Below are 24,054 nucleotides of genomic sequence, written 5' to 3'. Positions count from 1 at the left end.
CGCCGAGGTGATGTTGTTGGCGGTCGACTGATAGGTGTAGGACCCGTCGGCGTTGAGATGTAGCGTACCGTGCAGGCCCGCTATGTCGGTGGCGACCCCGCCGGTCACCGCGGTTGAAGTGTCCGCACCAGCGGCGCGCACCCCGCTGACGGTGGCGCCATCGGCGCCGGCGATGTCGTTGGTCAGCACGCCGGCCGCGGCCGTGACGGTGAGCAGGACGCCCTCGGTCACGTCGTTGCTGTCGGCATGGGCCGTCGGCACATCGTCGATGATGTTGATGACCAGATTGCCGGGAGGAGCCGTGTCGCCATCGCCATCCGTCACCCCAACCGCAAAATTCACGCTCGTATTGTCGCCCGAGGTGTTGTCGCCGAGAGTATAGGAGTAGCTGATCGTGCCAACGCCCGAGGCAGCATCATAGACATAGCTTGCGGTCAGCGAGCCGGTAGCGTCGCTGAAGGTCTGCGGGGCACCGGTCAGCACATGGCCGCCCAGCGTCACTTCCGACACGCCGTCCGGCGAGGTGAAGCCGATCGTGCCCGATATCGTCTCGGAGTCCGACGCTGCATCCGAGCCGGCCGACTCGCCGCCACGGGCCGGAAGGCCGGCCTCATGGACCGTCGCTTCCCCTATGGCGCCAATGGAGGGAGTGGAATCATTTTCCAGGAGGCTCGGGAACAATTCGCGATGATCCGGCTGCCCAAATTGCAGGTCCGTTGGTGGCAGGAGGGCCGACAGGCCGAAGCCGTCGCCGATCCCGCCGGCAGGCTGTTCGAAATTGCCGCCGGCGCTCGAGGTCGAACCTCCCGGGCCCGCCGATATCGAGCCGTCCGCGCCAAAGGCGACATCGACATGGCTCGCTTCCAGCGCGGCGATCAAGGCCACACGCGGCACTTCGACTTCGCCGATGATGAAGGTCGGCACATTCAGGGCACCGTCCTTGATGACGATGACCGAGCCGTCCGCCTGCTCGAGCACGAGGTTCTGGCCGTCGACCTTGATGTTGTCGATCGAGACGTTGGCGGGAAGCTTTACGACGTTGCTTGCGTCCGCCACGTATTCGTGGGGGGCATTTGCCGCTGGCGGAGCAGCCGCCGGCGCGCCGCCCCCGACATCGACCGGCACAGGCTCGGCCGCTGCCGGCGCTGTTTGAGCCGGCGCCGCCGCTTGCTCGGCCGGCGCGGCCTGCACCACCAACTGGATCGGCGCTGTCAGGTCGTGGTGATCGTTGGAGACGGAATGCTCGTCCCACGAGTTCGAAACGTTGTCCAACTCAATACTGGTCGTCATAGCTTTAACCCCTCCGGCATTTCCCGGAAAGAGACAGGCGGCGCCTCGACTTTGCAACGGTCCGTCAATCCATTCTATATATTTGGATATGCGTTCGATGACTTTTTTTACGCTTGGTAAACTGTGAAGATATAATCAGTTATATCTTGCTTGGAATGCGCGGCGCTTTGCCACGACTAGCGCGAAAAACTTGGTAAATAGAAGTATAAATGCGTATAAAATTTTACACAAAATAGCAAAATCACTTTGCGGGAAAGTTATCCACCTTCATTTCCAGTAATTTGAGACAAGATTGGTAGCGTCCACGGTCAAAGGTGGGCGTCATGAAAAAACAAAAGAATGCTCCGGGGAAGAGAAAACTCAAGCTGCTTCTGCTGGCGCTGGGGATGGCCGGCGCGGCGCAGCCAGCCCTTGCCGGGCCCGTCATCAGGGATTTCCTGCCCGAAACGGCACTGCTTGGGACGGTCCAGGCGCCGCCTGGCCTCGGCGGCATTTCGCTGCGGAGGTACCAGCCCTGGCAGCCGGCCGCCGCCTACCAGATCAGCCTCGTCCTGAACGGCTACAATCCCGTTTCCGTGCAAGACCGGTCCAGCGCCTTGATGGCGCAAGAAGGCAGGGATATCGACCCGATGCAGACTGCGTCGATTATCCCGGGCGTGTTCGGGTCGGTTGCGCTGTCCATGCGCAATTTTCCGGTTTCGGCGCGCTGGGCACCGGTCTATCAGGCCATAACCAGTTGCACCGCCGGCAGTCCCTGCGACCACAAGAGCCCGGCCTTCGCGGCCATGGTTTCGGCTGCCCAAGGCAAGGGGTTTGTCGAAAAACTGTCGTTCATCAACAGCGGCATCAACCACCTGATCGCCTACAGGAAGGACAGCGTCGTTTACGGCAAGCTTGACTATTGGGCGAAGCCTTCGGAAATCCTCGCCAATCGCGCCGGCGACTGCGAGGACTTCGCCATTCTCAAGATGACGGCGTTGCTGAGGACCGGCATTCCGGCACGCAGTATGTCGCTCGTCGTTCTCCAGGACCGCAAGCGAGGTTTCTTCCACGCCGTGCTTTCGGTGAGCACTGCAAGCGGCGCTTACATTCTCGACAGTCTCAACAATACGGTGCTCAAGGACAGCGCTCTTCCGGACTATCAGCCACTGTACTCGTTCAGCACCGACCGGGCATGGATCCATGGGTCCAAACCGGGGGCCGCGCAGATGGCCGACGTCAAGGGCGGTTTCGAAACCGTCGCGCCTGGCGAAGGCGCGCAGATGGAAGTCAAGTAAAGGCAAAGCGCGGCCGCGTTTTTGTCCTGGCCGAATGCCCAGAGCAATTTCAGGAAAAATGCATAGCGCTGCCGCCGGGAATTGCGAAACGATGAGCGGCTCTAACCGTTGAAGACAAAAGCCATCAGCAATTCCAGGTCCAGCACCGGCGCGCGCACCACGTTAAGCTGACCCCGGTAACGGCGCTCACCGGCGCCGATCACAAATCCGCTCGCAACGGCAACGTCGCCGTTGGTGTCGAGGCGCGCGAATATATCCGCCACGTTGAGATCCAGCGCCAGCTTCAGGTCCTGCCGCGTGTCTCCGTCGAACGCCGTCGGCAACTGCCGTTTGACCAATTGCTGGAATGGCGCATTGAACGTCACGATCTTCTTGGTCGATGCCAAAGCGAAAGCCGGCGACGGACAGGCAAGCAGAATGGCGTTTACCGTCCTGATCGACGCAAGCCTGCGCAAATTCAGGTTCTCGTGTCCCAACGCGCGAATGCAGGCCACCCGAATTGCCGAGGTCAGGTTTCCGTTCTCCGCGTGACTTTCGGCGATCTCGTCGACCAGCATGCCGATGGTGCATTTGCGGCTCTCGGCCATCTGTTTCAGCGAAAGCCAGAAGGCCCGTTCCAGACGGATGCCGCGCCTTGTGCCGCCGCGCGCCACGACGCGGAACTCGAGCTCGAAATCTTCTGTCGGCTGCGGCAGAAGCAAACGGTCTTCGGGGGGCGGGGGAGAGATGGCGCTAGCGCTCACTCATTGCCTCCTGACGTGCTTTGTTGATCGGCTTCAGCAGGTAGCTCAGGATCGTCTTGCGTCCGGTCTTGATATCCACGGAACAGATCATGCCGGGGATGATCGAATATGCCTTTCCGTCTCGCTCCAGTGTCGATTTGTCGGTTGAAACGCGCACCTGATAATAGGGCTCGCCAGTCTTCTGATCGACCAGGCTGTCCGCGGTAATATTGGAAACCTTGCCTTCGATGCCGCCAAAGATCGAGAAATCGTAAGCCGTGACCTTTATCAAGGCATCCTGGTCGGGGCGGATGAAGGCGACATCGCGGGGCGAAACACGTGCTTCGACCAGCAATGTCTCGGAAGTGGGCACGATGCCGGCTACGACAGTTCCGGGCTGGACGAAAGCGCCGACGGTGTTCAGTTCCATCGTGTTGACGATCCCGTCCACCGGAGAACGGATATCCGTTCGCGCGACCTTGTCGGTCGCGCCGCGAATGGTTTCGTCCACCACCGAAAGATCGGCCAAGGCCTGCGTCAGGTCATCGAGCGCTTCCTGCTTCAACTGCAGCCCGAGTTCCTCGACCTGAAGCTGCGCCTCGGTGATCGCCGACTTGGCCTTCTTTATCGTCTCGCCGGCCAGGTTCAATTGGCCGTTGAGTTCGGTTTGCTCCTGCTCGACCTTGAGCTGCTCGGTCCTTGCCATCAGACCTTTCTTGACCATCGCGTCGACCAGCTTCGCCTGCTGGTCGCTCACGTCCAGGTTTTTTGTCAGGCGGTCGAGATTGGCGTTCGCCTCGTCGAGTTCCTTTTCGCGCTGATCGAGGCGCGACTTGAGCACCGACAGCTTGTTGTCGAAGTTTTCGCGCCGGGCAACGAGGAGATTTTGCTCGTTGTCGCAGATTTCCGGCGCCACCGCCTGAATATCCTGCGGACACGGAAACGATCCGGTGATGCTGCCGCTCTGTTCGTATTTGAGCCTGGCGATCCGTGTTTGCAGGGCCCGCGCCTTGGCCTGCTGTTCGCCGAGGCTGGACGTGTTCAAAGTGTTGTCGAGACGAATGATAAGGTCGTTCTTCCTGACGACCTGCCCCACCTTAACAGCGATTTCCTGAACGACGCCCGGCTCGCTGGCTTGGATGACCTGGGTCTTGGAAGCCGGTATGACCTTGCCGTCGCCACGCGCGATCTCGTCGACCTCGGCGAATGATGACCAAGCGACAAAGGCGACGAAGAGCGCCGCTATGATGAATATGGACGCCGTCGCAAAAAGCGGCGGGCGGTCTTCCCTGGCAAGCATTTCCTACGCCCCGTTATTATATCGGTTTCAGCCCGATATAATTTGTTCCTTCAGGTATTGGTTCTCTGCAGCGCCTGAATGACTTGTTCTTTTGGTCCATCGGCAACGATCTTTCCCTGCTCGACAACAATAAGGCGATCAGCCAATTCGAGCATGCTGAAGCGATGCGTCGAGACGATCAGCGTCGTGTTGCGGTCAAATGCTGTCTTGAGTTGCTTGATCAGCTGTCGTTCCGAAGCCAAGTCCATCGAGCCGGACGGTTCATCCAGAAAGACGATCTTCGGCTTGGTCAAAAGCAGCCGGGCAATCGCCACCGTCTGTCTCTGCCCGCCGGAAAGATTGGTGCCCCGCTCGCCGACATTCATGTCGTAGCCGCGTGGATGGCGAGAGACGAACTCGTCGACGCCGGCGGCTTTTGCGGCTTCGATGATCTGTTCGTCGGTAGCCTCGGGAGCTGCCATGAGCAGGTTCTCCTTCACGGTGCCCGAAAACAGATCGCCGGCTTGCGCGACGATACCCACGGCGGCGCGCACCTCCGACGGGTGATACTGGCGGATGTCGATGCCATCCAGCAGCAGCTCGCCTGAACTCGGCAGGAAAAGCCTGCCGATCAGGCGTCCCATCGTCGTCTTGCCTGACCCGATGCGGCCGATGATGCCGATGCGCTCGCCCGGCTTCACCGAGAAGTTCAGGCCGGACAGAACCTCGTTTTCTGAGCCGGGGTAGACGAAGCCGACATTCTTGAACGTCATCGCCCCATTGCGGATCGGGCGATTGACAAAGCCCACCGTGTCCGGCCGGTCCTCCGGTTGGGCCATGATGGAATTCACCATTCTCAGGGAGAGCATGGCCTGGCGAAATCTCGACAAGGTGATCGCGATCTGGCCGAGCGGAGCCACGGCCCGGCTCGCCAGCATCACCGTGCCGATAATGGCTCCTGTCGAAACATGCCCTTCCGAAAAGGCATAGGCCCCGGCCACGACCAGGGCGACCGTCACGAGCTGCTGGATGGCCTGGGTGATGTTGCCGGCCGCCGCAGAGAGCTGCTTGATCTTCTCGGAGGTGTTGGCCGCGTTCTTCGAATGCTCGCCCCACTTCCTCAGCAAATAGGCTTCGGCGCGCAGGGACTTGATTGTTTCCAGCGTGGAGATGGACTCGACCAGCAAGGCCTGGCGCTGGGATGCTTCATTCATCGAGGCGGCGACCCGTTTGCCGATGCGGCGTTGCGTGACGAGGCCGACTATCACCGACGCCACGAATGCCAAGGCCGGTATGATGACCAACCAATCGCCGATCGCGTAGATGACCAGCAGGAAGATGAAGACGAAGGCCGTGTCGATGAAGACGCTGATGGTGTTGGAGGTGAAGAACTCCCTGACGAACTCATATTGAGTGACGCGATTTGCATATTCGCCGGTCGAGCCCGGGCGCGCGGACAAGGATGAATTCAGCACCTTCTCGAACAGCAAATACGATATCCGCAGGTCCGCCTTGCGCCCGGCATAGTCGATGAGCGAGGCCCGGGCCGTCTTCAGAAGCAGGTCGAAAAGAATGACGGCACCGATACCGATCGCCAGCACCCAAAGCGTCGATATCGCCTTGTTCGGCAATATGCGGTCATAGACGTTCATGGTGAAGATCGGCGAGGCGATGGCCAGCAGATTGATGAAGATCGCCGACAGCACGACCTTCGAATAGGTGCGCCAGAAAGCGCCCATCGTTCCTGTCAGCCAATGGCGCCGTTCGATCTGCTGCGCCGACCCGACCTTCATGCCTTCGGTGGCGTTGGCATAGGTGATCGAGAAGGATACGCCGCCGCTGATGTAACTTGCGGCCAGCTCGGATTTGCCGACAGTCGTGCGCCCGTCTTCCTGCGGGGCAGTGAGATACCCGTTACCGTCGATTTCCGCCAGCAGGGCGATCGGCAACTGGCTGACACGGAAGAGAATTGCCGGAAGATCGAGGCGACCGCGCAAGAAGTCGCGATGGTTGAATTCGTGGGTCTCGAGACCGATGCGTTCGGCAAGATGCCTGATCTCGGTGACCTCGATGCGCGTGTCCGAAATCGGTACCCCGGCAAACAGCACGGTTTCCGCGCTCGGCCTGCCGAGATAGGCGGCAACCGCCGAAAAGCAGGCCTTGAATGCCTCCTTGGGCGACAGAATATGTGGCTGCTGATTCACGACCTGCCCGCCAGGACCCTCAACTTCCCTTACACCAACTCACTTCTTCCTGACCGGGGCAAGGATGTCGAAAGGTATATTGTTCGTCTGTTCGGACGGGGTCCGTGCATAGGTTTCGGTGTCCGCGTTCGCCGGAACAGCAAATTCGTCTTTGGCGTAGGCCGTGGCCTGCTTTGGCGGATGGATGTCCATCGTTTTCAGCAACTGCCCGGTCGCTGCCAGAAGCCGGTATTGGGCAAAGAGGGATGCGTAGGACGCGGTGTCCGCCAACGTTGCTGTGTTGAACCGTGTATTCTGCGCATCCAGCACATCGAGCAGCGAGCGCTGTCCGACTTTGAACTGCTCGCGATAAGAGGCAACCAGCTTCTCGCTGGAAGCGGCTTGCAGCTTCAGGGTCTTTGCCAAATCGGCTTGCCGGAAGCGGCGATCCCAGGACGTGCGAACGGCCTCTTCGATCTCCCGCAGAACCTGATGCAGCCCAAGCCGCTGCTCGCTGGCGCGGCGGATTTGCTCCTGCTCATTCGCTTTGTCGATGCCGCCGCGGTACAGGTTCCAACGCAGCACCAATCGTGCCTGCAAATCGGAGGTATCTCCATTGTCGCCGTCAATGTCATATCCGGCCCGGGCGGTGCCTTCGGCGACGATCGAAGGGCCGTATTTCGCCCGAGCGGCGTCAACCTGCGAGGCTGCGGCCGCAATATCGCTATTGGCCATGTGGACGCGCGGATTGTTCTCCCGCGCAATGCCCAGTGCGTCGTCGAGGGACCTTGGCAGCGCGGAGGAAACATCGCCAGGCCGCGAAGCATTGGTCAGCGGTTTCCCGACTGTCTTGAAGAAGCGTATCCTCGAGGCCTCGAGTTCCTCGGAGGCTTCCTGCATGCGGGCCTTGGCCGCAAACAAGCGCTCCTCGGCCTGTTGCCGGTCGGCTTCGTTCAACCCGCCGCCTGCTATGCCTTCCCGGATGTCATGGAGAATCGCTTGATGAAAGCCCAGATTCTTCTTTGCCTCTACCACGATCGAGCCCTGAAGCATGTATTCCAGGTAATCCTGGACAACCGACAGCCCGATGAACTCGGATCGCTCCAGCACGCGGAACGAGGCGCCATCGACTCGCGAGGCCTGACGGTTGAGTTCGGCTCGTCTTGCGCCGCTGTCATAAAGCGTTTGTGAAACCGTCAGATCGGTCTCCGCGGGATAAAGCGCATCGTGCTCGATGGAGAGCGCGCGGCGGGAGGAGTTGTCCAAGCGGCGAGCACCAGTAGATGCCTGCAGGTCGACGCTTGGGAGATAAAGCCCTTTCGCCTGCCGCAGCTCGAACTCGATCGCCTCACGGTTTTCGATGGCCTGGCCGATTTCCGGGTTGGATTCCACCGCAACCGCCATGGCCTCCTTGAGCGTCAATGCATGCGCGCCCCAGCAGCTCAGCATGGTAGCCGTCATCAAGAGGCCAACGCCCATGACCTTGGTCGACAGACCTGTCGTCTTCATTTTCCCACCCACGTTTCCCCGCCCTTTCAAGAGCGCCCCAGCCGGGCTCGGAGCGCCTGGCTTTGTTCGCTATCTTACAAATTAACGTGGACGTTTCATTATTAAGCTGTGACTAAACGATAGATTTTGGGCAGACGGCCAAAAAATGTAGCAAAAATAGCACACATTTGAGATGTCGGAGGGATCAAGTGCCGGCGTCGAAACTTGAAGCACCACAACAAGATATGGAGATGGCAAACAGCAAGCCTGTTCTGACAACATGCTGACGGGTGTCTGCAAATAAGGTTGCTCTCGTGCAGGCAATAAGGGCACCCGAAGGAGGGTTTTGTCCGGCCACCCCCATTGCCAACATGTTCTGGTCGCGCTTTGACATCTAAGTGGCTGGCGAGATCGCCGAGGCACGGCCGAGCGGGACACTTCTTGGTTGGTGCAGGGTCGATTCGGTGCGTGCTTCAGTCTCAATGAAGTCTGCGCTTGGCTGGGCTTCCTGGAAGCTATTCGAACTTTCCTTCTGGCACCCCCAACCGAATTGCGCTTGCTTATAAAAGAGATTGAGATAGCAGGACACGCAATGGGACAAACTTGATCAAGCACCCGCGCCGGGGGTGCTGGCGGCGGTTGCGGCTTGACAGTTCCAGGCAACGATGTAGCCTGAATTGACTGGTCTAGCGCGCCGATCGTTCGCCGTGTTGGCTTGTTTGCCGCCCGCCAATTGAGGTGAAGCGGCGCCACCTGCCAAGAAAGCGGCGATACGCCGACGCGCCTCACGATGGGGAGGAGCCGATGGCAACCGGTTGGCAATTGTCCGGAAACTATTTCGAGAATTGTAGCTGCGACGTCGTATGTCCCTGTCTGATGTCGCCCAACGCGCAGCTGACATCAAGGCCGACGCGAGGCGTTTGCGAGGTCGCCATGGCCTTCCATATCGAGACGGGCAACTACGGTGACGCTCGATTGGATGGCCTCAACGTTGCAATGATTGCTCACACGCCGGGTCCGATGGCGGACGGCAGTTGGACGGCTGCCGCCTATATCGACGAACGGGCCGATGAAGGGCAGATGGAGGCGCTGGGGGCGATCTTCACCGGCGCCGCCGGTGGCCCAATGGCTATACTCGCGCCCCTGATCGGCACGAACCTGGGAGCCAGGAAGGTGCCGATCAAGTATCAGATCGACGGCAAGAAGCGGTCGGTGGAGATTCCGGGTGTCATGCAGATAGCGGTCGAACCGCTGCCGACAATGCGCGAGGACGGCGAGATGTGGGCCGCAACCGGCCATCCCGTCAACCCCGACTGGCTCGGTATGGCGATGGGCGTGCAGGGCAGCACGTTCAGCGACCACGGCATGCGCTGGGACAATTCCCGCCGAAACGGGCATTACGCTCCGATCAATTGGTCTGGCCAACAATAGGCCGCGCTTCGGAACGGGGCTCGCCCATGGCCAATGCGGGGACTCCATCGCTGACGCTGCAGCGAAACGTCATTGTCGCGCTGTTGATCACCTTCGCGGCGGCGGCTTGGCTCATGCTCATCTGGCAGCAGAGCGGCATGGACATGCCGATGGAAATGAACACGCCCACCATGGGCATGAATGCGCCGCTGTTCCTTGCAGTCTGGATCATCATGATGATCGCCATGATGTTCCCGACGGCGGCTCCTATGATCTTGACGTTTCACCAGGTCCAGGCCGGTCGGCAGGGGCGCGGTGAGACCTTTGTCTCAACCTGGGTGTTCGTGGGGGGCTACATGCTGGTCTGGGGTGCGGCGGGCATGTTCGTCTTTGCCGGTGCGGCGGGTGCGGAGATGATTGCCGCGCAGGCGGGAATGTCCGCGGCGACGGCCGCCCGCATCGGCGGCGTGCTGCTGATCATTGCTGGCGCCTATCAACTCTCGCCGCTTAAGGATCTCTGCCTGACCAAATGCCGTACTCCAATGAGTTTCATCCTCACCTCATGGCGCGATGGACAATCCGGCGCGGTGCGCATGGGCTGGAAGCATGGGCTCTTTTGCCTGGGCTGCTGCTGGCTTTTGTTTCTTGCTCTTTTTCCTCTCGGGATCATGAATGTTGCGGCCATGGCCATGGTCACCCTGCTGATCTTTGCGGAAAAGACCTTCCCGGGAGGAGAGAGAATAGCAAAGCTGTCGGGTACCGCTTTGCTGCTCTACGGTGCGGCAGTGTCGGTCTTTCCACAACTGCTGCCCACATTTCCGGTGGTGCACGCCATGTCAATGAACTGACGAAGCTTGACTCCGACGGCCACACACTCGGAATTTGGAGCGACCCAAAACACAACAATGGAGATTTGCGATGGCGACAAGGCTGTGCAACCGCAACGGAGCGCCGATTGCTTCTGCGATAGTCGAAGAGTTTGCTGCCGGTCTCGCCGGAAAGATTATCCAGCCAGCGCATCCTGACTACGACACGGCGCGCCAAATCTGGAATGCGGCGATCGACCGCCGTCCGGGGCTGATCGTGCGCTGCCTCGGTGTGGCTGACGTGATCCAATCGGTGAAATTTGCCCGCGAGAACGACCTTCTCGTCGCGGTGCGCGGTGGTGGCCACAACGTTGCAGGACGGGCGCTCTGCGACGACGGTATCGTCATCGACCTGTCGGCCATGCGAGGGGTGCTTGTGGATGTGCGAGCGCGAACGGTCCAGGTGCAGGGCGGCGCGATGCTCGGCGATCTTGATCGGGAGACCCATTTGCACGGGCTAGCCGTGCCTACAGGCGTCGTTTCGAAGACAGGCGTCGCCGGGCTAACGCTCGGTGGCGGCGTCGGCTGGCTGGTTCGAAAGCACGGTTTAAGCTGCGACAACGTGATTTCGTTCGAGGTTGTCACGGCAGCGGGCGATCTCGTTTCGGCCAGTGCAGAAGAGAACCCAGATCTGTACTGGGCGCTTCGCGGGGGCGGCGGCAACTTCGGCATCGTGACATGCTTCCGCTTTCGGGCTCAGCCGATTTCCATGGTCCTCGGTGGACTGATCGCGCATCCCCGTGAGCGGGCCGGCGAGATGCTGCGTTTCTACCGCGACTTCATGGCAACGGCACCTGAGGAACTAACCGCCTATGCTGCCATGGTGACGACGCCGGATGGGATGCCGGCCGTGGCCATGGTTGGCTGCTGGAGCGGCGACATGGCCGAGGGAGAACGCGTACTGGCGCCGCTGCGCGCCTATGGGCCACCAGCCCTCGACGCAATCCAGCCGATGCCTTTCCCTGCGATGCAGGGCCTTCTCAACATGGCTTTCCCGGACGGTTCTCACAATTACTGGAAGGCGAGTTTCGTGCCCAAGCTGACCGATGATGTCATTGATCTTTTGGTGGAGCACGGCAACCGCATGCAATCAGCCCTCTCGGCGGTGGTGATCGAATTCTATGGCGGTGCGCCCGGTCGGGTGGGCGCTGCTGAGTCCGCCTTCGCCCAGCGCCAGGCCGAATACAACATCGGCATCACTGCGCAATGGTCCGATCCGGCCGAAAGCGCCACACATATCGCTTGGGCGAGGGCGATGTACGAAGCTCTGGAGCCATACTCGAGTGGCAATCACTTCCTGAACTTTCAGAGCGAGGCAGGCGACGATGTGATCAGGAGGTCGTTCGGCCAAAACTATGATCGGCTCGCCAAGGTGAAGCGGAAATACGATCCAACGAATTTCTTTAGCCTAAACCAGAACATCAAGGCCGCCGCAGCCTGACGGAGATGGGAATCACCGAGGCCTACACAGACTAGCAAGCGGCAAGGCGAAGCCGGCACCACCCTGCGCCGTGGCATTCCCGCGCCTATGATGCCGCCGGCGGCGGCCCCGGATACCATTCTTCAGGCGCAGGAAAGACGAAACCTGAGGGCACCCGGTAGATCTCTATCGTGGTGCGTAAATCGTCCTCAGCGGCAAAATAATGGAACTCGATGCCGCCGAAGATGTCGCCGTGCTGCAGTGACCGGTAGCCGCGCTCTTCGAACTGGCGGACGCGCTCGGCGTAGCCGATGAGTTGCGACTGAAGGCAAGGTGCTGGAGGCCATCACCATGCCGTTCCAGGAATCGGCGTAGATCGACCGGCCCCGCAACGGCTCGATGATCTCCCAATTCATGTTCTGGCTGTTCGCAAGGCATAGCTTCACCGAGAAGTCGGCCGGTAGGTCGCGATAGATCACCTCGATGTTCTTCGACGAATCGACGGTGCGGATCGTCCAGGGACCGACGCCCAGATTGATGAAGCCCTCGAGCGTGCGGCGATAATCGCGCGTGAACACGCAAACCTGAACGAGATTGCCGAGAAAACTGTTGGAGAGTTCAGTTGGGCCGAGCACCTTCGGCAAGGTTTTCATGTTGATCTCCCTTCCTTCCCGTTGTCGCAATGAAGGCTCTGCGAAGCCGCGCAGCGCCTTCGCATTTTATGGCCTTGTCCGACAGCCGTCGGCGTGACAAGGAGCGCGTTATCACACCGACGATCGATAGAACAACCAATGCACGCAGCAAAATCAGATCAGGAGCCGGCAACGCTTGTCACGCGAGTCGTTTCCGGATTGGCGATGGCCGCGATGATCGGCGCACTCGATCCGAGCGCGGTCCGCGGAATCCCCGAATGGCTCACTTTGTGGTGGTGGTGCATCTCTACGATCTGGTCAGGTTCCTTGGCGCTTGGTTTCCTTCGCGCAAAGGATTTTCCGGCCGCCCTTATGCTTGAGACTGTCATCGGGATCGCAGCCACCAGCCTGGCGCTCCTGCCGATAATCACTTGGGCAGGCTTCACCGCCTGGAGCGCCATGACCGCTTGGAGCCTCGCCATTACCGTGTGTGTCCTTCCCGGCCTTGCACGCACGGGCCTCCGCGTGACCCGTCTAGAGGAACTGGGCCTCTTCCTGCTATGTTGCGCCAGTTCTTACGCATGGGCGCTGCCAACGAGTCGAGCAGCCGACGTCCTAGTGGTGACAGGCCGTTTTCCGGCCTGGACAGACTATTTCATTCACGCCGGAGAGATCGCCAGGTTCGGGCCCTATGCCGCATTCGGGCGCGGGCTCGCCTCAATGGTTGATGTCGCCCCCGGATTCTATCATCTCGCCAGTTATGTCCTGCCTGCGACGTTCGCCAGCCTTTCGAACGCCACGCCACTGCAGGTGGCTGTCTCAACCTGGCTGGGGATGTCCTTCCTCATGCTGACGCTTGGTGTCGCTGCGGTCGCAACGGCACTGCGCGGCGGAACGCTTGCCATAGCGAGCGTCGCGGCTGTTACCGCTGTTCCTGATCCGTCATTCTACTGGCTCGGGAATGGTTTCTTCGGCTTTCACTGGCTCCTGGTAACCGCACCAGGATCGGGGTACGGGATCGGAATCGTGTCCGCTGCCACAGTCCTACTACTGCTGTGGACATCGCGGCCGCGAAAACTCCTGCTCGTCGGCAGTGCGGTCCTAGGGCTTTGTTCGGTTCTCTTGCGCGTCCATTGCACGATGCTCTTCGCACCTGTGTGGGCGGCGGTCACGTTCGCTCGATTGGGCGGCGCTTCGTTGCAGACGCAACTAGTCAAGCTCGCAACTATCGCCCTTGTGCTTACCCTTCTCGTGACCTTCGTCCTCGTTGCCCCGCTACGGGAAGCGCTTGGCTATCGCTTGGATCTGCTTCCATATCTCGACGTCATCCAGCATCAGGACGCGATGGTGCGGACGGACACCGTTTACACGCTGCTGAAGGCCCACAGTGTCGTCCTTGCCGCCATCTTTGGCGTCGCTGTGCTGCTACTCAGTGCTTTTGGCGCTCCATTGCTCTTCTATGCCGCGTATCTCGCGCAGAAGCTCTTCGGTCATGAGGGAAAGCTGACGGATTTCATTCCAGGCCTGTTCGTGCTGTCGTTTGTCGCAGTCACAGTTCTGGCACCTCCGCCCTGGACTGGTGACATCACCGAATTCAAACATCGTGGCTTTGTGCTCGTCTATGCGATAATCGTACCGTGGGCCGTGCTCCCTGTCGTCGAGCTTTGCAGACGGTTATTCCCGCCCCCGAACAGGACCTTTGCAAATCTAGTTTTCTGCTTGGCAGGGGTCGTTGCTATTGCCGTTCCCCTGCTCTTTGGCCGGCAAATGTCGACGCCCCGATTTGCATGGGCGGCGAACTTCTTCAATACCCGGGTCGACCCCGCGCTTTTTTCTCTCGCCGAGCACCTTCGTATTCACGCGGGCCCCCGTGATGTTCTTACCTTCGACAGGCCTGACCCGGAAGTCACGCTCGCGGATCAAGCGACCGTGGTCACCGCTCTGACAGGCATGCCCGCCTTCGTAAGTCGAGTGAAAGTATACTCGCTAAGATCGGACAGCTTGGCGAAAACAGTTCAGCAGCGGGAGCTTCTCCTCAAGTCCGTGGAGGAGGCAAGCAGCTACGACAAGGCCGGGTCACTATTGGAACGAGCCGGGATACGATGGTATCTGGTAAACAGCAGTCGCCCGCCGCAATGGGACCCGACTGGGGCCAAAGCGGACCTAAAGGCCGGCGAGTGGCTGCTGTTCCGGTTTGACAAATAGCGCGCCGGAAACAGGCCTCTACGGTCTTTTTGCGACAGCAAGCCGTGACTCGACAACAACCGGCTCCGCCCTGTAACGAGCTTCTACTTCAAAGAGCGGCCGGCGCTCATATCGGGTTTGTAGGGGTGGTTTGAGCGGACTGAAGCTCGAAAGGCATCCTGATACGTCCAGCCGGCCGGAACGCGCCAGAAGCCATGGGAAAAGCCGTCGATCTTCAAGACGCCACTTTCCAGAATGTCCCGAGCGACCTGCTCTTCATAGGCAATGACGGCCTCGGGCTTGTTCGGGTCGGGGACGGAATGCTCACCGGTGGCGCCACCATGAAGGGCGTCACGCTCGCCAATTTCCGCCGCTATGTGAAGGCCGGCGCCACCGAGGCGGACCTGCGCAAGATTGCGACGGATTCGCGCTCCGCTCCTGACTGGTCCTGCGGCTGCGCCGCTTCGCTGATAGCTTCCTGAGCAGAATATGCGACGGCTCTGATAATATCCATCCGTCACCAATATGCTTTGACGCGCCGGCGAAGTCAGGGTACGGCCCTACTTGGGCAGGGCGACTTGTACTCCTGCCCGTCAAGAATTGCGGTTCTATGCTGTTTCCCGCAATTGCAGTCAACCGTATTCGGAGCGGCAGTGCATATCCGCATGTCATCTCAGGTAGAAAAGCCCAGCGTCGTGGAACGCCACCTGATTCTCGGAGGAAGCGGCTTCATTGGCCGACATGTTGCTGCACTCCTGGTGCGAAGCGGGCATGAAGTTGTCCTAGCTGGGCGCTCTCTTTCGAAGCCGACATTTACGCCTGTGCTTGACGAGCGAATCGCTTGGCGGAGTTTCGATCTTGCCAACGCGCAATGGGATAGCCTCATCGACGGGGTCACGGTCATTCACCATTATGCATGGTCATCCGTTCCTGCCAGCGCCAACAACGATCCCACCCTTGATCTGTCGACCAATGTGGCGTCAACGCTGGGTTTGCTAGAGGCGCTTCGAAAAAAAGGGGCGCAGGCGCCAAGGCTGATCTTCGCTTCGTCCGGAGGCACGGTTTATGGCAAACTGCTGCGCGTTCCGGTGCATGAAGATCACCGTTTAAACCCGATTACCGTCTACGGCGCAGGTAAAGCTGCGATTGAACTTTATCTAGGGACCTATCGAGCCCTGTATGGTCTCGACTGTCGTGTGGCACGTCTGGCCAATCCTTTTGGAGCAGGGCAGAATTTTGCAAAAGGCCTAGGTGCGGTAACCACGTTCCTACACCACGCATTGTCGCACCAACCAATAGTCGTCTGGGGGGATGGCGAAGTCGTACGCGATTTCATTCACATCTCCGATGCAGCAGCAGGCTTGGTTGCGCTGGCGCGCGCAGCACCGCTCGACAGCCATCATGTATTCAACATCGGGAGCGGCGAAGGCGTCAGCCTGAACGGGGTCATTACCGAACTAGAATCAAAGCTCCCCCATAAATTGGATGTTCGCTATGAGCGCGGTCGGAAATTTGATGTTCCAGTGAGCGTGCTCGATATCTCCCTTATTCGGGAAGTGTTGGGGTGGCGACCAATCCTCTCCTTTTCTGAAGGCTTGAGCCAGACACTTGCGGATCTTGGTGGTAGCGCGACGCATCGTGACAAGTCAGCGGTAAGTGGCGCGGCACCCTAGATCAGTGAGAGGAGATCAAATGGGAGAAATATTTGAACGGGTCCTGCCGCGGCAAGCACTAGAGTGGACTGGCGAACGGTTGACAACCGCTACGGCGGGTCAGGTGGAGATTGAGCACCTTCATCGCTATTTTCTTGCCCGGGCTCTTTGCCGCGACCTGGATGTTGTCGATGTCGCATCAGGCGAGGGCTACGGCTCCGCTCTCTTGGCTCAAGTCGCGCGATCGGTTGTTGGCATCGAGTTGTCCGACGAGGCAGTAGAGCACGCCCAGGGGGGGTATGTCGCGCCCAACCTTCGCTATCAGCAAGGAGACGCTCGCAAGTTGCCGTTGGGAGATGCAAGTGTCGACGTGGTCGTATCGTTCGAAACGCTCGAGCATTTTCTTGAACATGATCTGTTTATCGCAGAGGTTCAGCGCGTTTTGCGACCAGACGGTTTTCTCATCCTTTCGTCTCCTGAACGAGATGTCTATTCTCCGCTCGGAAGCCCTGCCAATCCCTATCATGTGCACGAACTCTCGCGTGTCGAGTTCGAAGCCCTGCTGAAGGGGGCATTCCGCAATGTCTTGATACTCCTGCAGAGACCGCTGCTCGGTTCAACGCTCATCGCAGATGACGAGGCTGGAATATCGAGAACGCTAACGTTCGAGCGACGAGGAGTGAAGCACTACGAGGTCAGTCACGGCTTGCCTCGGCCGCCTTACAATATTGCGATTGCGTCCGAATCGGACCTTCCCAGTGTTCCTAATTCGTTGTTCATCGAAACAAGCGAGATCGGCGAAATTCTGTCGCAAGCAGAGAGTGGCGCGGCCGCTCACGCGGAGCTACGCAGCCACATGGAGCAGACGGAATTGCTGGTTTCCGGTCTCCGCCGCGAGATTGAAACGGCTAGTGAAACCATCAAAGCACAAATCGAACGGGCCGAAAAAGCGGAAGCTGCCTTGGCCTTGGCTCCGCCGGACAGCCGTGCTGACTTGGCGCAAGCAGGAAGTGGCGCTCACGCGGAGCTTCGCGGCCATATGGAGCAGTCGGAATTGCTAGTTTCCGGTATCCAAACGGCGAGGGAAACCATCAAAGCAGAAGTCGAAAAAACGGAAGCCGCTTTTGGTTTGGCTCAGTCGGCGAGCCGTGCGGACATTAAGGAGCCGCGGAGCGTTGCCGAAACTGCTAAGGACCAGCAGCATCCCACCGGGTCCTTTGATGGGGCGGCAATCGAAATTCAATCAGCCTCCGCACCTTTGGCTGAACTCGAGCGGCTACGGGCCGAGTTGACACAAGTGCGCTCGGAACTGGCCGTGGCAGGCGTGCAGCGAGACGTGTTGAGAACGTCTTTTCGACACGCAAATATCCTCTCTGAATCGCGCCTCAGACAAGCTACGGAGGCCAACGAACTACGACAGCGGAATGCTGAATTGGAGCGCAAAGCTGCCGAATGGGAGCAACGCTACTTTGGCCTGCGGCGCCGCCTCGAGGCCATCCTGAAACGCTTTGGGGTACTCAGCGCGTCGCGGCTTTTTCCTCGCCCACTCCGCGCCTTTGTCCGTAATCGAGTTCTTGGACCGGGACGCACACAATGAAGAGTCGTGATAGCGTAATAGCTGATGAAATTCGCCAGGAATTCGTCGCTATGCTGGAAATGACAGGGTTCGTGGATGCCGACTATTATCGTTCCTCCCTTGGCCGGCCGGAACTGCGGGATCCAGTGGGACACTATGCGGAAATTGGCTGGCGGATTGGGCTGGAGCCGAATGCGCGATTCAACGGCGATTTCTTGCGTCCCTTCTACGAGGCGGCAGGAATTTTCAAGCCGCCTGCATACGTCTGGCTAGAACTCTCTGCTCTGGTGGGACCGCTGCCCGCGAATAGACACGAGGCCGACCAGGTCGCTGCGGACTTGCGACTGTCGCCGACTTTAGATGCTGAATTTTACGCCCACCGTTTGCCTGCCGGCATGGACCCTGTATTGCACTATGCACTGGTCGGGGAGCCGTTGGGCTGGCGCGCATCGCCTTTGTTTGATGCGGCTTATTATCGAGAACGGTACCCAGAAATAGCGAGCGCTGGGTTTTCGCCTTTACTGCATTTCGACCGCCATGGCCGGCGCGAAGGTCGGCGAGGAGTGTCCGTCGTTGACAGGTTAGAGTTTCCGCCCTTGCCGCAATCCGAAAAACCGGTTGTGCTTTTGATTTCTCATGAGGCTTCGAGAACGGGCGCGCCGATGTTGGGCTGGAACCTTGCCCGGGAGCTGGCGAAAAAGGCAACGGTGGTCTCCCTGATGATGCGCGGTGGAGAACTGGAAAACGACTTCATCGCTGTTGCTGCCTCCTCCGTTGGTCCTTTGACATGGGAGGACTGGCACGCTGCGGATGCAACCCGCCTAGCCAAGCGAATCGTAGAGGAATTCAAGCCACTTTATGCCATCGCCAACAGTATAGAGACGCAGATCATGGTGCCTGCCTTGGCGTCCTTTGGGGTGCCGAGCGTTGCCCTGGTGCACGAATTTGCTGCCTATACGCGTCCTGTAGCCAAGATGCGTAACGTTTATGACTGGGCAAAGCATATCGTATTTCCAGCCCAGATCGTTGCGCAGTCTTCGTATGATGCCTTTCCTGGCCTCGAAAAGCGCCCCGGAATTCATGTCATGGCTCAGGGGCGCAGCGATACGCCCCCGACATCCTTAGCTCATGAGCCGACTGACAAAAAAAGAGACGAGTTCCTGCTTCGTTTGCAGCCCGAAGGTGAGGAGAACTCCTTTCTAGTGCTTGGCGCCGGCTCGGTGCATATTCGAAAGGGCGTTGATCTTTTTGTAAGTGCAGCGGCCACAGCGAAACGACTGCGACCGAATGTTCGCTTTCGATTTGTCTGGATCGGTCATGGGTACGATCCGGAACATGACAGTGGCTATTCCGCGTATCTCGCCTATCAGATAGCCAAGTCGGATCTAGGAGATAGCTTGGTCATGCTTGATGCGGTATCCGATTTGGAGCCAGCATATGCCGTTGCGAACGCCTTCTTTCTCAGTTCCCGCCTCGATCCGCAGCCAAATGTGGCGATCGATACGATTGTGCGTGGGATACCGACCGTGTGCTTCCAGGACGCCTGTGGAACAGCGGAAATCCTAGGCGCCGACGTTGCGACACGCCCTCTCATCGCGCCTCATCTCGACGTTCATGCTGCTGCCGTCATCCTGTGCGGGCTGGCAGACGACCGCGACAAGGCAAAGGCCTTGGGAGCCGAAGTGGCGCGGGTAGGACATTTGGCTTACAACATGAACACGTATGTTCAAAAAGTCGATGAATGGGGCAAAACAGCTGCGGCAGCGCTCCATGACGAGGATCTTGCCACCCTGATGGAGGCTACTGCTGTTGATCTCGATATGGTTCTTCCTCCAGGTATGGCGCCCGTCGACGAGTTGGAAGCTGCGCGGCGCACACTCCAGCAATGGAGCATCATGGGCCTTTCGACCGATTCAACAGCCAATCCACAGTTCCGTCGTCCTTGTCCGGGCTTCAATCTGCAAAGCTATGCACAAGCGAATCCAGAAGAGTGCGGCCCGGGACAAGCCCATCCCTTGGCTCACTGGCTCCGCGCCGGGCGGCCCGTCGGCTCTTGGTCCCGGGACGTTTTCAAACCTACCAACGGTGTTTACCAGCCCTTGGAAGGTATGCAGCGTGTGGCCCTTCATGCCCATTTTTACTATGAAGATCTGGCTGACGACCTGGCTTTCCGGCTCAAGCGTAACCGCACTCGCTGCGATCTGTTTTTGTCCACGGACACCGATGCCAAAGCCCGACATCTTCGAGCCGCGTTTGGCGACCACCACGGTTCGGTTGAAATCAAAATCGTCCCCAACAGGGGGCGCGATGTCGGACCGCTTCTTACTGAATTCTTACCGCGATTGCTTGATGGCAGCTACAATCTAATCGGCCACGTCCACGCCAAGAAGAGCGTGGGCACGGACGCGGCTATGGGTGAGGCATGGCGTCACTTCCTTTGGGAGAACTTGGTTGGCGGCGAACATGCGATGCTCGACCTGGCTGCAGCAGTCTTCGCATCGAACCCGGTGATAGGTCTTTTGATGGCGGAGGATCCACACCTCGTCGGTTGGAACGACAACAGAGAAATCGCTGAAGATTTGGCAAGACGGATGGGCATCACCACGCCGCTGGCGGACTTTTTCGATTTTCCGCTGGGGACCATGTTCTGGTGCCGACCAAAGGTGTTGTTTCCGCTACTCGAACTGGATCTCGATTGGAATGACTACCCATCGGAGCCCGTTCCCTATGACGGCACCGTCCTCCATGCGATCGAGCGCTTGTTGCCTTTTGTTGCGCGCAAGGCCGGATTCGATACCGCTGGTTTGCGCGTGCCTGGCACGAACTGGTAACAGGAATTAGGCTGGCAGCCGAAAGAGCTTCCGGCCCCGCGTGCTTTCCAATCCTCAGAACGTGATTAGGGGATCTGCCGAATGATCGAGATGGACAACGTTTTCGTGCATGAAAAAGCACTCTGCGAAAGTGCGACGATTGGCAAAGGGACGCGCATTTGGGCGTTTGCCCATATCCTGCCTGACGCGAAGATTGGCGAAGGATGCAATATCTGCGACGGAGTTTTCATTGAGAACGATGTTGTTGTGGGCGATAATGTCACCGTCAAGTGCGGCGTTCAGCTGTGGGATGGCGTCTCACTGGAAGACAACGTGTTCGTCGGTCCCAACGCAACGTTTACCAATGATCGGTTTCCGCGCAGCAAGGTCTATCCTACAGCCTTTCACAGGACGATGGTTAGGAAAGGCGCCTCCATAGGCGCCAATGCCACCATTCTGCCCGGCATCGAGATCGGACCTGGCGCGATGATCGGCGCCGGGGCAGTCGTCACGCGAAGTGTACCTCCGAACGCGATCGTAGCCGGCAACCCAGCTCGAATAAAAGGCTACGTCCAGATAGGCGGCGGACAAATGTCCAAGCCCGTCTCGTTGTCTCCGACTCAGGGTGCCATTGCGAGCGGTGTGCAGGACTTGGGGGTTGGCGGCGCCACCTTGCATGATCTTAAAGTGGTGGCCGACATGCGCGGCAGCCTTACCGCCGGCGAGTTCGAGCGTGACATTCCTTTTATACCTCAACGATATTTCGTGGTGTTCGACGTCCCCTCTCGCGAAGTCAGGGGCGAACACGCCCATAAAAAATGCAAGCAATTCCTGATCTGCCTGAAGGGGTCTGTAGGAGTACTGCTTGATGATGGCAAATTCCGCCGAGAATTAATTCTGGACAGCCCTGGAATGGGCATCTACATGCCTGAGATGATTTGGGGGACTCAGTATAAATACTCTAAAGAATCGGTCTTATTGGTTTTTTCTTCTCACTTCTATGATCCGACGGATTATATCCGAACATACGAGGAATTTCAGAAGCGTTGTTCCGGTTCAAATGCCGATTGATCGAAAGATGTCCCAACAAAAGGTATGGGAGATAATCAGATTTCTTGGGTCTGGCGCGCTAAATACCGGACTTACCTACACCTTATTTCTAATACTCAATCAGGCCTACCCTTCATCACTCTCTTACACGCTGTCTTATTCCGTTGGTCTTATCATCGCGTACCTTTTAAACACTTTTCTTGTTTTTAGATCGGGGCACAGCAAGCGAATGGCGGCAGCCGTGATTGCCTCATACCTCCTTCAATATTTCTACGGCCTTACAGCACTGAATATACTGGTAAATATGTTCGCTCTGCCAGCGTTTCTTGCTATGGCTGTCGTAATCATTACCGCGATTCCACTACAATATATGATCTTGCGCTCCGCTGCTGCGCAAGTGCTGGCCGCCAAGATTCATGAGGGAATAGACAATGACTGACAGGAGCGTCCAGAGAAGTTCGGGATCGTTATGGCTACAGGGTGCGATAGTGACGGCGTTCTTCAGCGCGCTGATGATTCGGCAGTCGTTGCAGCATGGCAGGTTGGCTCTCCCACCGACCTTCGATGACGTCTCCTACCTCAACCAGGGTGGGTACTATCTTTCGATCTTCGATACTCAAGGCTTCACCGGCCTTTTCGATACCTATCTCGCCGGCCCACCTCACGCTCCGATTTCGACAGGCGCAGCCTTCGCTGGACTTGCGCTTTTCGGCGTTCACGATTGGATAGGAGCGGTAACGAACGCAGTCATACTTTTATTTTTCTCACGTTTATTTCTTACAGTTGCACGAGACCTAACGATAGCGCAGTCCACACTGCTTCTTTCGGCTCTTTGGTGCGGCCCGTATATCGGCATGACGCTGATATGGTTTCGTCCTGACATGCTTGCGGCACTGCTTGTCGCCATTGGCACCGTTTATATCGTCACGCGAACGGACTGGGTGGCGAACCGTCGAGCGCAAATAATCGGCGGCATCTTTTGCGGTTTGTCGCTATGGGGAAAGCCGACGATATTTCCGCTCACGCTCGCGCTTTATGGTATCGCGGTGCTGCTTATATCTCTTCCCGCAGCCTTCAACAGAGAATATAAAGCGATTCTTTATTCCGCCATAGTCGTGTTCGGCTTGGCGATAACGATAAGCTTGCCGTACTATGCCTTCTCCCTAGATGGCGTTGTTTCATATATATATGCCGTAGTTTTGGGAAGCCAGGCTGATATCTGGGTTCATCCTCTTCCTCTTGCCGAAACCCTCAACTTTTACCTGACAGGATACTACGGGAAAATATCGATTGGCTGGTGGGTTTACGGTGCGCCGGTTGTCGCCCTTCTCGCCTTCATAGTCCTTTGGATCGGAGCCGACATAACAGCACTGCGAAGAGCACTATTGGTTGTTGCGCTTGTGCTCATCGCTTATGTCGCAGTCACAATCCCCACCTTTAAGGGCCCGCACGGATTTCCGTTCGCTGCTGCACTGCTAGTGTCTACCGCGCTAGCGGCGACTGTAATTGCGCGCAGCTTGCCGCGCATCTATTCGACAGCATTCTGCGCGTTGGTTCTAGCGGTTTCGCTATGGCAGTTTGAGTGGGAATTCACGATGTCACACGCATACGTCACTACAGCGCAAGCAAATAGCCGACATGCATTGGTCGATAAGATGACCGAAATTATTGGCGATAACGTGGACGATCAAACTATCCTGTTTTCGACATCTTCAAACTACTCGAATTTCTTGACACTAGAATTCAATTACCGCCAGAAGGGACTTCCCCTTCCTCGCTGGACCGTTCCGCAATTGAGCGCAGATTTTGATGAGCATGAGCGAGAAATTCAGAAGGCAGATATAGTCGTCGCCTATACACCTGATTTCACCGACGTCATTCCAAACCTACCCACCGCGAGTGCCGCGTTTCGGCGACGCTTTGTCGACGCCGTTAGGCAGAGCGGATTATTTTCTGATCCAGCGCTAATACCCGATGCCGCTTTCGGTGGGGGTATCTTGATCTTCAAGAGGATTGGCGTTCGATAACCGAACCCAACGATCTAAGCGAGCTAGGCGAGTATGACTGTTCGAATTCATGAAGCGAGCCAACGAGGTAGCCGGCCGTATCACAGCGAGTAGATGTGTGGTGCGCGCAATATGGACATCGATACGCTTGGAATACCGGTTCTTCCCACCAAGAAAATTGTCACTGGATATCCATGCACCTCGTCAGC

17 protein-coding genes and 1 pseudogene are annotated in these 24,054 nt (G+C 58.2%); 12 read left to right on the top strand and 6 right to left on the bottom strand.

The genetic code is table 11. From position 1 onward, the window contains the following. Positions 1-1,290 (bottom strand): annotated as a pseudogene (locus tag FJ434_RS27425) (hypothetical protein); the annotation flags it as partial. A gap of 323 nt (positions 1,291-1,613) precedes the next feature. On the opposite strand from FJ434_RS27425, the gene FJ434_RS27420 reads away from it, so the two are divergent. Beyond that, the gene (locus FJ434_RS27420; RefSeq protein WP_140752711.1) at positions 1,614-2,567 is read left to right on the top strand and encodes a transglutaminase-like cysteine peptidase; all 954 of its coding nucleotides are present in this window, start codon (positions 1,614-1,616) and stop codon (positions 2,565-2,567) included. 101 nt (positions 2,568-2,668) lie between these two features. Here the strand turns inward: FJ434_RS27420 and FJ434_RS27415 are convergent, their stop codons facing one another. The 4 genes from FJ434_RS27415 to FJ434_RS27400 form a co-directional block, all read right to left on the bottom strand. Beyond that, positions 2,669-3,220, bottom strand: coding sequence for a ribbon-helix-helix domain-containing protein (locus tag FJ434_RS27415; RefSeq protein ID WP_281406156.1), 552 nt, complete (start codon positions 3,218-3,220; stop codon positions 2,669-2,671). A 79-nt stretch (positions 3,221-3,299) separates the two neighbouring features. Then, positions 3,300-4,589 (bottom strand): HlyD family type I secretion periplasmic adaptor subunit, encoded by a 1,290-nt coding sequence (locus tag FJ434_RS27410; RefSeq protein ID WP_140752707.1) that lies wholly within the window; start codon positions 4,587-4,589, stop codon positions 3,300-3,302. Positions 4,590-4,639: 50 nt separating this feature from the next. Continuing rightward, complete coding sequence (locus tag FJ434_RS27405) at positions 4,640-6,772, bottom strand: type I secretion system permease/ATPase (protein ID WP_140752705.1); 2,133 nt, start codon at positions 6,770-6,772, stop codon at positions 4,640-4,642. 39 nt (positions 6,773-6,811) lie between these two features. Continuing rightward, complete coding sequence (locus FJ434_RS27400) at positions 6,812-8,260, bottom strand: TolC family protein (RefSeq protein WP_140752703.1); 1,449 nt, start codon at positions 8,258-8,260, stop codon at positions 6,812-6,814. A gap of 783 nt (positions 8,261-9,043) precedes the next feature. On the opposite strand from FJ434_RS27400, the gene FJ434_RS27395 reads away from it, so the two are divergent. The 3 genes from FJ434_RS27395 to FJ434_RS27385 all read left to right on the top strand — a co-directional run bounded on the left by FJ434_RS27395 (position 9,044) and on the right by FJ434_RS27385 (position 11,956). Then, on the top strand, positions 9,044-9,670 hold the full coding sequence (locus tag FJ434_RS27395; RefSeq protein ID WP_140752701.1) for a DUF1326 domain-containing protein: 627 nt from the start codon (positions 9,044-9,046) through the stop codon (positions 9,668-9,670). A 26-nt stretch (positions 9,671-9,696) separates the two neighbouring features. After that, positions 9,697-10,497: a DUF2182 domain-containing protein gene (locus FJ434_RS27390; RefSeq protein WP_140752699.1), complete on the top strand. Its 801-nt coding sequence runs from the start codon at positions 9,697-9,699 to the stop codon at positions 10,495-10,497. A gap of 70 nt (positions 10,498-10,567) precedes the next feature. After that, positions 10,568-11,956 carry an FAD-binding oxidoreductase gene (locus FJ434_RS27385; RefSeq protein ID WP_140752697.1) on the top strand — a complete coding sequence of 463 codons (1,389 nt, stop codon included), beginning with the start codon at positions 10,568-10,570 and terminating at the stop codon, positions 11,954-11,956. Positions 11,957-12,144: 188 nt separating this feature from the next. On the opposite strand, the gene FJ434_RS27380 is transcribed toward FJ434_RS27385, so the two are convergent. Continuing rightward, positions 12,145-12,579 carry a VOC family protein gene (locus tag FJ434_RS27380; protein WP_140796821.1) on the bottom strand — a complete coding sequence of 145 codons (435 nt, stop codon included), beginning with the start codon at positions 12,577-12,579 and terminating at the stop codon, positions 12,145-12,147. 213 nt (positions 12,580-12,792) lie between these two features. Here FJ434_RS27380 and FJ434_RS27375 point away from each other — a divergent pair, with 213 nt between their 5' ends. The 8 genes from FJ434_RS27375 to FJ434_RS27340 all read left to right on the top strand — a co-directional run bounded on the left by FJ434_RS27375 (position 12,793) and on the right by FJ434_RS27340 (position 23,866). Beyond that, on the top strand, positions 12,793-14,772 hold the full coding sequence (locus tag FJ434_RS27375) for a hypothetical protein (protein WP_140752693.1): 1,980 nt from the start codon (positions 12,793-12,795) through the stop codon (positions 14,770-14,772). Positions 14,773-14,966: 194 nt separating this feature from the next. Then, a complete protein-coding gene (locus FJ434_RS27370; RefSeq protein WP_140752691.1) occupies positions 14,967-15,233 on the top strand; it encodes a hypothetical protein in 267 nt (88 codons plus the stop codon). Between the two features lie 171 nt (positions 15,234-15,404). Beyond that, positions 15,405-16,424 (top strand): NAD-dependent epimerase/dehydratase family protein, encoded by a 1,020-nt coding sequence (locus FJ434_RS27365; RefSeq protein ID WP_210242201.1) that lies wholly within the window; start codon positions 15,405-15,407, stop codon positions 16,422-16,424. A 19-nt stretch (positions 16,425-16,443) separates the two neighbouring features. Beyond that, positions 16,444-18,000 (top strand): class I SAM-dependent methyltransferase, encoded by a 1,557-nt coding sequence (locus FJ434_RS27360; RefSeq protein WP_140752689.1) that lies wholly within the window; start codon positions 16,444-16,446, stop codon positions 17,998-18,000. Next, positions 17,997-20,810, top strand: coding sequence for a rhamnan synthesis F family protein (locus tag FJ434_RS27355; RefSeq protein ID WP_140752687.1), 2,814 nt, complete (start codon positions 17,997-17,999; stop codon positions 20,808-20,810). Before FJ434_RS27360 ends, FJ434_RS27355 begins: the two co-directional genes overlap by 4 nt. 81 nt (positions 20,811-20,891) lie before the next feature. Further along, the gene (locus tag FJ434_RS30545; RefSeq protein ID WP_210242200.1) at positions 20,892-21,860 is read left to right on the top strand and encodes a WxcM-like domain-containing protein; all 969 of its coding nucleotides are present in this window, start codon (positions 20,892-20,894) and stop codon (positions 21,858-21,860) included. Positions 21,861-21,867: 7 nt separating this feature from the next. Further along, positions 21,868-22,278 (top strand): GtrA family protein, encoded by a 411-nt coding sequence (locus FJ434_RS27345; RefSeq protein WP_181166155.1) that lies wholly within the window; start codon positions 21,868-21,870, stop codon positions 22,276-22,278. Next, positions 22,271-23,866 (top strand): hypothetical protein, encoded by a 1,596-nt coding sequence (locus FJ434_RS27340; RefSeq protein WP_140752683.1) that lies wholly within the window; start codon positions 22,271-22,273, stop codon positions 23,864-23,866. Before FJ434_RS27345 ends, FJ434_RS27340 begins: the two co-directional genes overlap by 8 nt. Positions 23,867-24,054: the final 188 nt, after the last annotated feature.

It is taken from the genome of Mesorhizobium sp. B2-5-13 (assembly GCF_006440535.1).
GTDB classification, from domain to species: domain Bacteria; phylum Pseudomonadota; class Alphaproteobacteria; order Rhizobiales; family Rhizobiaceae; genus Mesorhizobium; species Mesorhizobium salmacidum.
The sequence above is the reverse complement of the archived record's forward strand: the minus strand, read 5'-3'. Positions and strand labels throughout refer to the sequence as shown.

Bases quoted from the DNA above. Each gene is read 5' to 3' on its own strand.
- FJ434_RS27420 (WP_140752711.1), top strand. From the start codon at position 1,614: ATGAAAAAACAAAAGAATGCTCCGGGGAAGAGAAAACTCAAGCTGCTT.
- FJ434_RS27410 (WP_140752707.1), bottom strand. From the start codon at position 4,589: ATGCTTGCCAGGGAAGACCGCCCGCCGCTTTTTGCGACGGCGTCCATA.
- FJ434_RS27400 (WP_140752703.1), bottom strand. From the start codon at position 8,260: ATGAAGACGACAGGTCTGTCGACCAAGGTCATGGGCGTTGGCCTCTTG.
- FJ434_RS27395 (WP_140752701.1), top strand. From the start codon at position 9,044: ATGGCAACCGGTTGGCAATTGTCCGGAAACTATTTCGAGAATTGTAGC.
- FJ434_RS27390 (WP_140752699.1), top strand. From the start codon at position 9,697: ATGGCCAATGCGGGGACTCCATCGCTGACGCTGCAGCGAAACGTCATT.
- FJ434_RS27385 (WP_140752697.1), top strand. From the start codon at position 10,568: ATGGCGACAAGGCTGTGCAACCGCAACGGAGCGCCGATTGCTTCTGCG.
- FJ434_RS27375 (WP_140752693.1), top strand. From the start codon at position 12,793: ATGGCCGCGATGATCGGCGCACTCGATCCGAGCGCGGTCCGCGGAATC.
- FJ434_RS27370 (WP_140752691.1), top strand. From the start codon at position 14,967: ATGGGAAAAGCCGTCGATCTTCAAGACGCCACTTTCCAGAATGTCCCG.
- FJ434_RS27360 (WP_140752689.1), top strand. From the start codon at position 16,444: ATGGGAGAAATATTTGAACGGGTCCTGCCGCGGCAAGCACTAGAGTGG.
- FJ434_RS27355 (WP_140752687.1), top strand. From the start codon at position 17,997: ATGAAGAGTCGTGATAGCGTAATAGCTGATGAAATTCGCCAGGAATTC.
- FJ434_RS30545 (WP_210242200.1), top strand. From the start codon at position 20,892: ATGATCGAGATGGACAACGTTTTCGTGCATGAAAAAGCACTCTGCGAA.
- FJ434_RS27345 (WP_181166155.1), top strand. From the start codon at position 21,868: ATGTCCCAACAAAAGGTATGGGAGATAATCAGATTTCTTGGGTCTGGC.
- FJ434_RS27340 (WP_140752683.1), top strand. From the start codon at position 22,271: ATGACTGACAGGAGCGTCCAGAGAAGTTCGGGATCGTTATGGCTACAG.